Origin of the sequence: Bradyrhizobium sp. 613_E4_N2_2 (assembly GCF_052075995.1) — a bacterium.
GTDB classification, from domain to species: domain Bacteria; phylum Pseudomonadota; class Alphaproteobacteria; order Rhizobiales; family Xanthobacteraceae; genus Bradyrhizobium; species Bradyrhizobium barranii.
In genome coordinates this window covers 4778014-4790930 of the sequence record NZ_CP197234.1, presented here as the reverse complement: position 1 = coordinate 4790930, position 12917 = coordinate 4778014, and the positions used below count along the sequence as shown (strand labels likewise).

Below are 12917 nucleotides of genomic sequence, written 5' to 3'. Positions count from 1 at the left end.
GGTTCTAAGCGCGTGCTTTCTGCGGAAAAACATCGTAATACTCGTCCAAGTTTGTGATCCACCGCGGTCCTTGAAACCGCGAGCGGAGGATAGAATGCCAGCCGTGCAAGAGACGGTCGAGCGCGTGAAGCGCATCGACGTCGATCAGTATCGTTATGGGTTTGAGACCCTGATCGAGTCCGACAAGGCCCCCAAGGGACTGTCGGAAGAGACCGTCAAGTTCATCTCCGAGAAGAAGAACGAACCCGCCTGGATGCTCCAGTGGCGGCTCGAGGCCTATCGGCGCTGGCTGACCATGACCGAGCCGACCTGGGCGCGCGTCGACTATCCCAAGATCGACTTCCAGGACCTTTATTACTACGCGGCGCCGAAGCCGAAGAAGACGGTCACCTCGCTCGACGAGATCGATCCGGAGATTCTCAAGACCTACGAGAAGCTCGGCATTCCCCTGCGGGAAGTCGCCATGCTCGAAGGCGTCGAGCCGAAGCCCGGCGATCAGGATCCGGCCCGGCGCAAGATCGCGGTCGACGCGGTCTTCGATTCGGTCTCGGTTGCGACGACCTTCAAGGCGGAGCTGAAGAAGGCCGGCGTGATCTTCATGCCGATCTCGGAGGCAATCCGCGAGCATCCCGAGCTGGTGCAGAAATATCTCGGCTCCGTGGTGCCGACCTCGGACAATTTCTATGCGACGCTGAACTCGGCGGTATTTTCGGACGGCTCGTTCGTCTACGTGCCGCCGGGCGTGCGCTGCCCGATGGAGCTGTCGACCTATTTCCGCATCAACGAGCGCAACACCGGCCAGTTCGAGCGCACGCTGATCATCGCCGACAAGGGTTCTTACGTCAGCTATCTCGAAGGCTGCACCGCGCCGCAGCGCGACGAGAACCAGTTGCACGCCGCCGTGGTCGAGCTCGTTGCGCATGACGACGCCGAGATCAAATATTCGACGGTGCAGAACTGGTACCCGGGCAATTCCGAAGGCAAGGGCGGCATCTACAATTTCGTCACCAAGCGTGGCGACTGCCGTGGCGACCGGTCCAAGATTTCCTGGACCCAGGTCGAGACCGGCTCCGCCATCACCTGGAAGTACCCGAGCTGCATCCTGCGTGGCGACAATTCCAGCGGTGAGTTCTACTCGATCGCGATCTCGAACGGTTTCCAGCAGGTCGATTCGGGCACCAAGATGATCCACCTCGGCAAGAACACGTCGAGTCGGATCATCTCGAAGGGCATCGCCGCCGGCAAGTCGCAGAACACCTATCGCGGGCTCGTCACCGCGCACCGGAAAGCGACCGGCGCGCGCAACTTCACGGCGTGCGATTCCCTGTTGATCGGTGACAAATGCGGCGCGCACACCGTGCCGTATATCGAGGCCAAGAACTCCTCGGCGACGTTCGAGCACGAGGCGACGACCTCGAAGATCTCCGAGGACGTGCTGTTCTATTGCATCCAGCGCGGCCTCAGCCAGGAAGAAGCCGTCGGCCTCGTCGTCAACGGTTTCGTCAAGGACGTGCTTCAGCAGCTGCCGATGGAATTCGCGGTGGAAGCACAGAAGCTGATCTCGATCTCGCTTGAAGGGTCGGTCGGCTAATCGCCGACCCTCGCGGTGCGCTACGGCGCTCCATGCATCATTTGAATAGACTGGACACCAAGATGGCTTTGCTTGAAGTGAAGGATTTGAAGGTTCGTGTCGAGGAGCGTGAGATCCTCCACGGGCTGACGCTGACTGTGAACGAGGGCGAGGTTCACGCAATCATGGGGCCGAACGGCTCCGGCAAATCGACGCTCTCCCACGTCATCGCCGGCAAGCCCGGCTATGAGGTCACCGACGGCCAGATCCTGTTCAAGGGCGAGGACCTGCTGGAGATGGACCCCAACGAGCGCGCCGCGAAGGGCGTGTTCCTGGCGTTCCAGTATCCGGTCGAGATTCCCGGCGTCGCTACCATGACCTTCCTGCGCACCGCACTGAACGCGCAGCGCAAGGCGCGCGGCGAGAGCGAATATTCGACCCCGGACTTCCTGAGGAAGGTCCGCGAGGTCTCGAAGTCGCTGAACATCCCGCAGGACATGCTCAAGCGCGGCGTCAATGTCGGCTTCTCCGGCGGCGAGAAGAAGCGCAACGAGGTGCTGCAGATGGCGCTGTTCGAGCCGAGCCTGTGCATCCTCGACGAGATGGATTCGGGTCTCGACATCGACGCGCTGCGCATTGCGGCCGACGGCGTCAACGCGCTGCGCTCGCCCAAGCGCGCGATGGTCGTCATCACCCATTATCAGCGGCTGCTGAACTACATCGTGCCCGACGTCGTGCACGTGATGTCGAAGGGCCGTGTCGTGAAGAGCGGCGGCAAGGACTTGGCGCTGGAGCTGGAAGCGTCCGGCTACGCCCAGTTCGAGGATGCCGCGTAAGGAATTTTAGGATGAACGTTGCTGTGGCAAAGACCGGAAACGGCCGCGCGGTGAGCGATCTCTTCGCCAGCGCCGAAGGCCGCCTGCCGGGTTCGCCTTCTGTGATCGCGGTACGCCGCGAGGCGTTCGAGAGCTATGAGCGTCTCGGCCTGCCGCATCGCCGGATCGAGGAATGGAAATACACCGACCTGCGTGCACTGGTCGGCGAGGTGCTGCCGCTTGCAGCCAGCCCCGATGCGGCCGCGCAGAAGCGTGCCGCGGATGCCGTCAAGGCGCATGCGATCGAAGGCGCCCGCAAGCTGGTGCTGGTCGACGGCGTGTTCGCGGCCGATCTCTCCGACGTCAAGGCGCTTGCCTCTGAGGCGGGCCTCAAGACGCTGCGGGAAGCGCTGGAGAAGGACGCAGGTCTCCTGAAGACCGCGGCCACCGATGCCGTGATCGCGCTGAATGCGGCGCTGGCAACCGACGGCGTCGTGTTGTCGATCGCCGACGGTGCGCAGCTGTCCGCGCCGATCCAGATCATCCACATCGCGACCGCTTCGTCCGCGTCGGCTTTCAGCCGTTCGCAGGTCGCGGTCGGGAACGGCGCTCGCGCCACCATCATCGAGAGCTTTGTGGCGGCCGGTGCCAAGGCCTACCAGGTCAACGACGCCGTCATCCTCTCGGTCGGCGACAATGCCGACGTCGCGCATATCCGCCTGTTGGACGATGCGCCCGACGCGGTGAACGTGACCTCGCAGTTCGTCACGGTCGGCGCGAACACGAAGCTCAATTTCTTCAACATGACGACTGGCGCTGCCGTCAGCCGCCTCCAGGGCTTCATCACGATGGCGGGCGAGGGCAGCGATCTCTCCGTCAACGGCGTGAACCTGCTCCAGAAGACCGAGCACGGCGACACCACGCTGGTGGTCGATCATGCCGTGCCGAACTGCGTCAGCCGCGAGGTCTTCCGCGCGGTGATCGACGATCGCGCCCATTCGGTGTTCCAGGGCCGCATCATCGTCCGTCCCGACGCGCAGAAGACCGACGGCAAGATGATGACCCGCGCGCTGCTGCTTTCGGACGAAGCCGAGGCCGACAACAAGCCGGAGCTCGAGATCTTCGCCGATGACGTCTCCTGCGGCCACGGCGCCACTGCCGGCGCGCTCGACGACAGCCTGCTGTTCTACCTGAAGGCGCGCGGCCTCCCGGAGAAGCAGGCCCAGGCGCTGCTGATCCAGGCTTTCGTGGGTGAGGCGATCGAGCAGATCGCCGATGACGGTTTGCGCGAGCACGTGATCGGCATCGCCGAGCGCTGGCTGGAGCGGCGCCAATGAGCACGCATCCCGCAGTCAAGAACGGTGCCTACGACGTCGCACGCGTGCGCCAGGATTTTCCGGCGCTTGCCATGCAGGTCTACGGCAAGCCGCTGGTCTATCTCGACAACGCCGCCTCGGCGCAGAAGCCCAGCGCCGTGCTCGATCGCATGACGCAGGCCTATACGTCCGAATACGCCAACGTGCATCGCGGCCTGCATTACCTCGCCAATGCCGCCACCGAGGCCTATGAGGGCGGTCGCAGCAAGGTTGCGCAGTTCATCAACGCGCCGCGGACCGAAGAGGTCATCTTCACCCGCAACGCGACGGAGGCGATCAACCTCGTCGCGTCGTCCTGGGGCGAACCGAACATCCAAGAGGGCGACGAGATCGTCATCTCGATCATGGAGCACCACTCCAACATCGTGCCGTGGCATTTCCTCAGGGAACGCCATGGCGCCGTGATCAAGTGGGCGCCGGTCGACGACGAGGGTAACTTCCTCATCGACGAGTTCGAGAAGCTGCTGACGTCGAAGACCAAGCTGGTCGCGATCACGCAAATGTCGAACGCGCTCGGCACCATTGTCCCGATCAAGGACGTCGTGAAAATCGCGCATGCGCGCGGCATTCCCGTGCTGGTCGACGGCAGCCAGGGTGCGGTGCATCTGCCTGTCGACGTCCAGGATCTCGGCTGCGATTTCTACGTCTTTACCGGCCACAAGGTCTACGGGCCAACCGGCATCGGCATCCTCTGGGCCAAGTACGACCACCTCGTCGCGATGCGTCCCTATAACGGCGGCGGCGAGATGATCCGCGAGGTCTCGCGCGACATCGTCACCTATGGCGATCCCCCGCACAAGTTCGAGGCCGGCACGCCCGCGATCGTCGAGGCCGTGGGCCTTGGCGCGGCCATCGACTACGTCAATTCGATCGGCAAGGAGCGCATCGCTGCCCACGAGCACGATCTCACCACCTATGCCCAGGACCGGCTGCGCGAGATCAACTCGCTCCGGCTGATCGGCACCGCCCGGGGCAAGGGCCCGGTGATCTCCTTCGAGCTCAAGGGCGCCCACGCCCACGACGTCGCCACCGTGATCGACCGCCAGGGCATCGCGGTGCGCGCCGGCACCCATTGCGTCATGCCGCTTTTAGAGCGGTTCAACGTGACTGCCACCTGCCGGGCGTCGTTCGGCATGTATAATACGCGGGAAGAAGTCGATCATCTGGCACAGGCGCTGTTGAAGGCGCGGGATTTGTTCGCATGAGTGACACGGCCGAAGTCAAAGCCAATCCGATGGAGACCCAGTCGGCGCTGCCGCCTGAGGAGACCGAGCGTCTCACCACCGAGATCATCGCGGGCCTCAAGACCGTGTTCGATCCGGAGATCCCGGCCGACATCTACGAACTCGGCCTGATCTACAAGGTCGAGATCAAGGACGACCGCTCGGTTGACGTCCAGATGACGCTGACGACGCCGAACTGCCCGGCTGCCGGCGAGCTGCCGACCATGGTCGAGAACGCGGTCGCCAGCGTCCCCGGCGTCGGCGTGGTCGACGTTAAGGTCGTCTGGGAGCCGCCGTGGTCGCCGGAACGCATGAGCGACGAGGCCCGCCTCGTGCTCAACATGTGGTGACGGTCTCAGCTCGCATTGAATTCGCTCCGCAACGGACCACATACATAACATGACCCAGGCAACACCAGCTTCGACACCAAAGCCCCGGCGGCCACGCCCGCAGGTGATGCGGCTGACGGATGCCGCGGCCCAGCGCATCAGCGAGCTGACGAGCCGCGCCGATTCCGAGATCGTGGGTCTGCGCGTCGGCGTGAAGAACGGCGGCTGTGCCGGCCAGTCCTACACGGTCGAATACGCCCATGATGTCCGCCCGACCGACGAAGTGGTCGAGGACAAGGGCGTCAAGATCCTGGTCGATCCCAAGGCCGTGCTGTTCCTGCTCGGCACCGAGATGGACTACAAGGCGGACAAGATGCAGGCCCAGTTCGTCTTTAACAACCCCAACCAGGTCTCCGCCTGCGGCTGCGGCGAGTCGGTCGAGCTGCGGCCCGCGAAGATCGACGGGTAAGTCGCTGTCGTCCCCGCGAACGCGGGGACCCATACCGCGTGATCTGGCGATGACGCTCGGTATCAGTACCAAGCTTTCCTGGCTGGTAGTCTTCGCTAAACTCCTCCCTGTGGTTATGGGTCCCCGCGTTCGCGGGGACGACCGTGGGGAGACAGCTTGGCCATGGACCGCGAATTCCTCATCGACCTGTTCGCCGATTTCGGCCCCGTCACCATCCGAAAAATGTTCTCCGGCTACGGCATCTCCGCCGACGGCATCAACTTCGCGCTCGCCTTGCGCGCGGGCCTGTTCTTCCGCGCCGACGAGGTCACCATCCCGGACTTTGAAGCGGAAGGCTCGAAGCCGTTTCAGTATTCGACCCGCGCCAAAACCGTGCTGGTGAATTCCTATTGGGAATTGCCGGCGCGCCTGTTCGACGATTCCGAGGAGCTTGCGCAATGGGCGAGGGCAGCGCTCGCCGCCGCCCAGCGCGCCAAGGTGAAGAAGCGGCCGAAGGCGAAGAGGGCGCTGGCGAAGAAGCAGCCAGCCAAGAAAGTGGCCAAGAAGGCGGTGCGTAGGGTGGGCAAAGCGAAGCGTGCCCACCGTTCGAGATAGTTATGCCGAGATGGTGGGCACGACGCTGCGCGCCTTTGCCCACCCTACGGGACCTGAGGATCAATCTACGGCCTTGGTCAGGCCGACCCGCATATCCTTCGCCGTGAACACACCGACGCCGTCGGCAAGCACACGACCGTCGGCAATTCCGAGCACCAGCTTGCCGCGCCGGACCATACGCATGGCGACCTCGTAGCGCACGCGTCGCGTCTCCGGTGTGACCAATCCCGTAGCCTCGACCTCGCCGACGCCGATGGCGCGGCCCTTGCCCGGTGAGCCCGACCAGCCAAGCCAGTAGCCGATCATCTGCCACATCGCATCCAGGCCGAGGCTTCCCGGCATCATCGCGTCACCGCGATAGTGGCAATCGAAGAACCAGTGGCCGGGCACAATATCGAGCTCGCCGACGATGTGGCCCTTGCCGAACTCGCCGCCGTCCAGGCTGATCTCGGTGATGCGATCCATCATCAGCATCGGCGGGGCCGGCAATTGCGCGTTGCCCGGGCCGAAATAGCCGCCGTCGCTCGATCTCAGCAGTTCGTCCCTGGAGTAGGACGGTTGCGGTGTGTGAAAGTCATGGGGATTGGGCAAGACGACAAGTCCTCTCGACGCTCGCAGTCGGGCGGCGGGGAAGATGTCGTTCGGCGGATTGGAATGTCAAGCGCCGGCCGTCTCTTCGGCGCGCTGCTTCGGCGTCAGGCCACCCGGCTGTGCGACTCGATCGCGAATTCCGGATCGGCCTCGCAGATCACGCGGTTGCGCCCGTTGCGCTTGGCGGCATAGAGGCAGGCATCCGCACGCTCGATCAACGCGTCGGGGTCGTCGCCCTGCTTGAGCATGGAGACGCCGACGGAGATGGTGACGCGGCCGAGGATCTCGCCGGTCGATTTCTTCTTCAATTCCTTCGCCATCACGGCGCGGCGGATATGATCTGCAACGGTGAGGGCCTGGCGCAGCGCCGTGTTGGGCAGCAGGACCGCGAATTCCTCGCCGCCATAGCGCGCGGTGATGTCCTGTCCCTTGATGGTCTGCTTCATGGACAGGCCGACCAGCCGCAACACCTGGTCGCCGGTGAGATGGCCGTAGGAATCGTTGAACGATTTGAAATGATCGATGTCGAACAGCAGCAGCGACAGCGGCTCGCCCGAGGCGAGCGCGCTCTGCACGGCCATGCCGATCATGCGATCGAAATATTTGCGATTGCCCAATCCCGTCAGCGGATCGGTCAGGCTCTCGGCGCGGATCGCCTCCAGGCTCTGCTGGAGATTGCTGATCTCGTTCTTGGACAGGGTCAGCCGGTCTTCCAGCGCCTTGTTGGTCTCGCGCATCTCGCTGGTCGAACGCAGCAGCGTCTCGACGATCGACTTGATCTGGTCGCGGTTCTTGGCCGACGACAGTTGCTCGGTCGCGCCCGACAGGCTGGCATCGTAGGAGCCGGTCATCCCGAGCGCTTCGCTCAGCACCGTCATCACGTCGTCGATCTCGCCGATGACGCGTGCGCCGACCTTGTCGATGCGGTCGGTGGTCTTGATGTGGGAAAGATAGGTCTCGTAGATCTGCTCGAGATCGCCTTCGGTCAGCTTGCCGTGGCGCGCCAGCGTCTCGTTGATGATCTTGTTGAGCGGTGCGTTATAGCCGGTGGCGTAGACGTACCAGATCTCGTAATTGCGGGGGATTGCGGTCTGTCGAAGCGAGCGGATCTGACCGAGAGCCACTTCGGCGAACGCCATCGTGCGTTCGTGTTCGTCGAGCACCTTGACCACTGAACATACCCCACAACGGTCGGTGCGCCATCGACCGCAGCAATACTTAAATTATGTTCGCAGGCTAACGGACGATCGTGAAGGCTCTGTAAACAGACGTTCGCGAATGCATCAGAATAAGTGTGAAGCGGCTCTGCTCAACCGAACCTGAGTCGCGCCGGCGCGTCAGGCGCCGGCGGGAGAACGCACTGGCCGGAGCAGAAACGCCGGAAGGTGCGAGTGATCGCCGGGCTCGGTATCGGCCTCGCGCTGGCGGCGCGGCTCGGGGCGGCCGATCGACGGCACATGCGATGGATTGGCTTGCTGGCGCGATCCACCGCGCGGCTCGGATGATTGCTTCGCTTCACGCGGAGGCCTCGCCTCCCGTGCGGGCCTCGGCTCACGTGCAGGTCTCGCTTCAGGAGCGGGCTGTGTCTCTGCGGAAGGCCTCGCCTCGCCGCGCGGTTCGCGGGGCTCGTGGCTGCGCTCACGATCGCGGCCACGCTGCGGCTTGCCGCGTCCGCCGCGGGAACGTTCACGGTCGCGCCCGCGCGGTTCGCGCGAACGTGCGCTCTGCTCGCCTGCGTCCGCGGGCACTTCGAAATCGCCCTCGGCGCGCGGAATGCTCTGGCCGATCAGCTTCTCGATCGCCACCATCGACTTCTGGTCGAGCGGCGTCACGAGCGAGATCGCCATGCCGGACCGGCCGGCGCGGCCGGTGCGGCCGACGCGGTGAACATAGTCGTCGGGGTGGTGGGGGACGTCGAAATTGAAGACGTGGCTGACCTCAGGGATGTCGAGGCCGCGGGCGGCAACATCGGAGGCGACCAGCAGCGGCAGTTCGCCCTTGCGGAACTGTTCGAGCGCCGCCGTGCGGGCCGACTGGTCCATGTCGCCATGCAGGGCGCCGACGCTGAAACCATGCTTTTGCAGTGATTTGTGAACGACGGCGACCTCGCGCTTGCGATTACAGAAGATGATCGCGTTCTGGAGATCCTTGGCCTCGCGCAGCAGGCGTCGCAGCAATTCACGCTTCTCATGCGCCTCGCGCCCGGCCGGGACCTGACACTGCGTGACGGTCACGGCGGTGGTGGCGGGCTTGGAGACCTCGACCTTCTGCGGATTATGCAGGAAGGTCTCGGTGATGCGCCGGATTTCCGGCGGCATGGTCGCGGTGAAGAACAGGGTTTGCCGCGTGAACGGGACGAGCTTACAGACGCGCTCGATGTCAGGAATGAAGCCCATGTCCAGCATGCGGTCGGCTTCGTCGATGACGAGCAGCTCCACGCCGGTGAGCAGGAGCCCGCCGCGCTCGGTGTGGTCGAGCAGGCGGCCGGGGGTGGCGATCAGCACGTCGACGCCGCGCGTCAGCTTGGCATCCTGGTCGCCGAAGGAAACGCCGCCGATCAGCAGGGCGACGTTGAGCTTCTGCCCAGCGCCGTAGCGGTCGAAGTTTTCCTTCACCTGCGCCGCGAGTTCGCGGGTCGGCTCCAGGATCAGCGTGCGCGGCATGCGCGCGCGGGCGCGACCCTTTTCGAGGATGGTGAGCATCGGCAGCACGAAGGCCGCGGTCTTGCCGGTGCCGGTCTGGGCGATGCCGAGCACATCCTTGCGTGCGAGGACGTGGGGGATCGCCTGTTCCTGAATGGGGGTGGGGGTGGTGTAACCGGTGGCCGCCACTGCGGCGAGGACTTTTTCGGACAGTCCGAGATTTGAAAAGGACATTGAGCCTCTGGTCGAAACCGCCGTTCGGAATCGAGGGTAATTAAGGCTGTCGCGTTCCACCCCGAAACGGCGCGCTCTCAAAGAAGCTGGGGGTGCTGACTCACGCGAACAAAGCGCAAGGCTCAAGAATCGGTCTTCGATCTGAGCCGCGTCGCCCCGGAACATAGGCGGGAATCGGCCAAAGTCAATGGAGCGGGCGCGGGAAGACCCTAAAAAACCTGAGGTTTTTGCTCAAATAGCGGGCCCGGCTGGGCTTTTCCGCCTCCACCGTTAACCGGGCGATAGCTGCCGGAGGGACGGCTAACGCCCTTCCGGGCCCCGGGCCCGGAAATCGCCGGGGGCCATTCCGTAGGCGGCGTTGAAGACCCGGTAATAGGTCGCCAGGCTCTCGAAGCCGCAGGAGGTCGCGATATCAGCGATCAGCCGGTCCGGCGCCTCGCGCATCAGGCGGCGGCTCTGTTTCAGGCGTTCGTCCGTCACGGTCTGCGAAAAGCTCTTCGCTGCGGTTTCGAACAGCATGTGCAGGTGACGCACGGACACGCCGAGCTGGTCGGCCACCATCGCCGGCGCCAGATCGGGATCCTGCAGGTGGCGCACGATCAGGCGACGCGCCTGCGAGAGCCGGGCGGTCCGCAGCGCGGCCTGCCCACGGCGGCTGCCGGGCCGCACGATGCCGCGCTCGATCAGGGCCAGATGGGCCAAGGCCTGGACGAGCGAGACTTGATCCAAGGAGGCCTGATCCAAGGAGGTCTGGGCGACTGAGGTCGCATCAGTGGCGCCGTTATCGCCCGCGGCGGCTTCATCGAGGTCGGCGAAGCAGGCGCCGAGCAGGGGCGCCAGGCCGGGATCGTTGAAGGTCCGGGGCGCAAGCGCGCGCATGCGCCTGTCCTGCGTGGAGAGGCTGCTCACGGGGATCTTCAGGATGCGCAGGTGGAAGCCGCCTGCGCCGAGCGGCGCGGTGCGATAGGGCTGGTCGGTATGGCTGGTGGCGAAGCTGCCGTTGGCGATCGCAAAGTCGCCGGTGCGCATGCCGCCGAACCAGCCGCCGCTGCCGAGCTGCTGGTAGACGCAGATGCTGTCGCCGGGCGCGTAGGCGATGTCGGAGTTGCTGCGCTCGACCGTGTAGTGCGACGCCTTCAGCTCGACGAGCCCACCGCCGCCGAGCTGGCGCAGCGAGAATTCGCCGTAGAAGTCCGCGCGGCGCTCGCGCTCGAGTTCGGCGGTGACGCCGAACAGGCCCTTGGACCGGACCTCGCGCCAATAGTCGAACCGGTCATGCGGCTCGACCTCGTCAGTACACCATCGATACACGGCAGCCCCCGCTTGCAGCGCAGCTGCCTAGAAAAAGCAGATTCCGGAGGAATCTGCCATAGTCCTGATGACGGAACCCGTGGGCTCTGCGCGTTGAACCGTCGATATGGCTGGACCGACTATCATCAACGGCAGAGGGTTCCCATGAATCGCTGTTCGAGGGGGCCGGCGGAGCGCCGTTCTGCAACGGGAATTTTACGATGACGCGTCGGCTTTTCAGAATTCTGGCGGCCCTTGGCCTTGCGATGAGCCTGAGCGGCTTCGCGCTGCCCGCACACGCCGAGAAGCGCGTTGCGCTCGTCGTCGGCAACAACGACTACAGGAACGTCCCCAAGCTCCTCAAGGCGGTCAACGACGCCCGCACCATGGGCGATACGTTGAAGCAGCTCGGCTTCTCGGTGATGGTCGCCGAGAACCAGAGCCGGCAGCAATTCTCCGAGACGCTGCTCGCCTTCGACAGGACGATCGAGCCCGGCGACACCGCATTCTTCTTCTACGCCGGCCACGGCTTCGAGATCGCGGGCCAGAACTACCTGCTGCCGACTGACGTACCGGCGGCGACCGAAGGGCAGGAAGAGCTGGTGCGCGACGCTTCCATCCTGGCCGACCGCATCGTCGAGCGCCTTCAGAACAAGAAGGCGCGGACGTCGATCCTGGTGTTTGACGCCTGCCGCAACAACCCGTTCGAGCGCAAAGGCACCCGCGCGGTCGCCGGCGGCGGCGGCCTCGCGCCGATGGTGCAGCTGCCCGAAGGCGTGTTCTCGGTGTTCTCCGCGGGTCCCCGCCAGACCGCGCTCGATCGTCTCTCCAACGACGACGCCAATCCCAATTCGGTGTTCACGCGCACCTTCGCCAAGGAGCTCCTCCAACCCGGCGAGAACCTGGTGCAGGTGGCGCAGCGGACCCGCCGTCTCGTCAGAGAGATGGCCGACACCGTCAAGCACAGGCAGGTGCCGGTCTATTTCGACCAGATGGTCGACGACGTGTTCCTCAGCGGTGTTGCCAAGGACGCGACGGCCGCTGCACGCCCGGCCGATCCGCCGCCGCAGAAGCTCGCGGCTCTCCCGCCGGTGTCGGTACCGCGCGTGCCGAAGGAAGAAACCACCAACGCGCCGATCGCCAGCTTCTCGCGGCACAATGGCGGCTGGAGCGTGGTGTTCTCCTTCGCCGACCCGACGCTCGGCATTTCCTGGCGCATGGCCGGCAATGGCGATTTCCGCGAGACCGGCTTCATCGACACGCTCGATCCGCGCACGCGCAAGCGGATGCCGAACCCGTCGATCGAATTGCCGCCGGATGCGCAGGCCGGCACCATCGAGGTCCGCTATGTCGATCAGTCCGGCGACATGCAGGGGCCATTCCCGATCAAGTTCGATCCCGAGGCCGCGCTGATCCGCGACCAGCGCAAGATTCTCGACATGACCGCGACGAGCTGGCTGTCGTTCCGCGAGTTCAACGGGCTGCTCGTCTACTACACGCACCTCGTGTCCTACCGCTGCGCCATCCGCGAGGTGCGCATCGGCATCGACACCGCCGTTCCGAACCAGGTGTTGAAGATGCCGGGCTGCGACATGCGCGATCCCAGCGCGATCAGCGCCGGCATGCCGCTCTACATGAAGCTTGCCCCGGCGACGCAGTTCGTCTCGGTGGAACTGACCTACCGCGACGGCAGCGTGTCGGAAATCAAGAGTTTTCGGGCCGCGAACCGCAGCAACAACTGAGCGGTCTGTGGTTCCATTGTTGGGCGTCGAGCGCAGTTGGCG

The 12917-nt window shown here is 64.5% G+C and carries 12 protein-coding genes; 8 read left to right on the top strand and 4 right to left on the bottom strand.

Annotation, left to right across the window (positions count from 1 at the left end):
* The first annotated feature begins 94 nt into the window (after positions 1-94).
* From sufB to AB7290_RS23185, 7 genes are all read left to right on the top strand, one after another.
* Entirely contained in the window at positions 95-1591 is a 1497-nt protein-coding gene (gene sufB / locus AB7290_RS23215) for a Fe-S cluster assembly protein SufB (protein WP_063983522.1), read from the top strand.
* 62 nt (positions 1592-1653) lie between these two features.
* Positions 1654-2406 carry a Fe-S cluster assembly ATPase SufC gene (gene sufC, locus AB7290_RS23210; protein ID WP_028161255.1) on the top strand — a complete coding sequence of 251 codons (753 nt, stop codon included), beginning with the start codon at positions 1654-1656 and terminating at the stop codon, positions 2404-2406.
* 11 nt (positions 2407-2417) lie between these two features.
* On the top strand, positions 2418-3722 hold the full coding sequence (gene sufD / locus AB7290_RS23205) for a Fe-S cluster assembly protein SufD (protein WP_085401067.1): 1305 nt from the start codon (positions 2418-2420) through the stop codon (positions 3720-3722).
* On the top strand, positions 3719-4966 hold the full coding sequence (locus tag AB7290_RS23200; RefSeq protein ID WP_085401066.1) for a cysteine desulfurase: 1248 nt from the start codon (positions 3719-3721) through the stop codon (positions 4964-4966). The genes sufD and AB7290_RS23200 overlap by 4 nt, the downstream gene beginning before the upstream one ends.
* Complete coding sequence (locus tag AB7290_RS23195; RefSeq protein WP_014495549.1) at positions 4963-5334, top strand: SUF system Fe-S cluster assembly protein; 372 nt, start codon at positions 4963-4965, stop codon at positions 5332-5334. Before AB7290_RS23200 ends, AB7290_RS23195 begins: the two co-directional genes overlap by 4 nt.
* A 49-nt stretch (positions 5335-5383) precedes the next feature.
* A complete protein-coding gene (locus AB7290_RS23190) occupies positions 5384-5782 on the top strand; it encodes a HesB/IscA family protein (RefSeq protein WP_080586712.1) in 399 nt (132 codons plus the stop codon).
* Positions 5783-5944: 162 nt separating this feature from the next.
* On the top strand, positions 5945-6376 hold the full coding sequence (locus AB7290_RS23185) for a TfoX/Sxy family protein (RefSeq protein WP_085401065.1): 432 nt from the start codon (positions 5945-5947) through the stop codon (positions 6374-6376).
* Positions 6377-6436: 60 nt separating this feature from the next.
* Here the strand turns inward: AB7290_RS23185 and fabA are convergent, their stop codons facing one another.
* The 4 genes from fabA to AB7290_RS23165 form a co-directional block, all read right to left on the bottom strand.
* A complete protein-coding gene (gene fabA, locus AB7290_RS23180; RefSeq protein ID WP_085401064.1) occupies positions 6437-6967 on the bottom strand; it encodes a bifunctional 3-hydroxydecanoyl-ACP dehydratase/trans-2-decenoyl-ACP isomerase in 531 nt (176 codons plus the stop codon).
* A 104-nt stretch (positions 6968-7071) separates the two neighbouring features.
* Positions 7072-8139: a GGDEF domain-containing protein gene (locus AB7290_RS23175; protein ID WP_039149102.1), complete on the bottom strand. Its 1068-nt coding sequence runs from the start codon at positions 8137-8139 to the stop codon at positions 7072-7074.
* 165 nt (positions 8140-8304) lie between these two features.
* Positions 8305-9843, bottom strand: coding sequence for a DEAD/DEAH box helicase (locus tag AB7290_RS23170; protein ID WP_063983517.1), 1539 nt, complete (start codon positions 9841-9843; stop codon positions 8305-8307).
* 300 nt (positions 9844-10143) lie between these two features.
* Entirely contained in the window at positions 10144-11154 is a 1011-nt protein-coding gene (locus AB7290_RS23165) for an AraC family transcriptional regulator (RefSeq protein WP_085401063.1), read from the bottom strand.
* 200 nt (positions 11155-11354) lie between these two features.
* Here AB7290_RS23165 and AB7290_RS23160 point away from each other — a divergent pair, with 200 nt between their 5' ends.
* Positions 11355-12875, top strand: coding sequence for a caspase family protein (locus AB7290_RS23160; protein WP_085401062.1), 1521 nt, complete (start codon positions 11355-11357; stop codon positions 12873-12875).
* Positions 12876-12917: the final 42 nt, after the last annotated feature.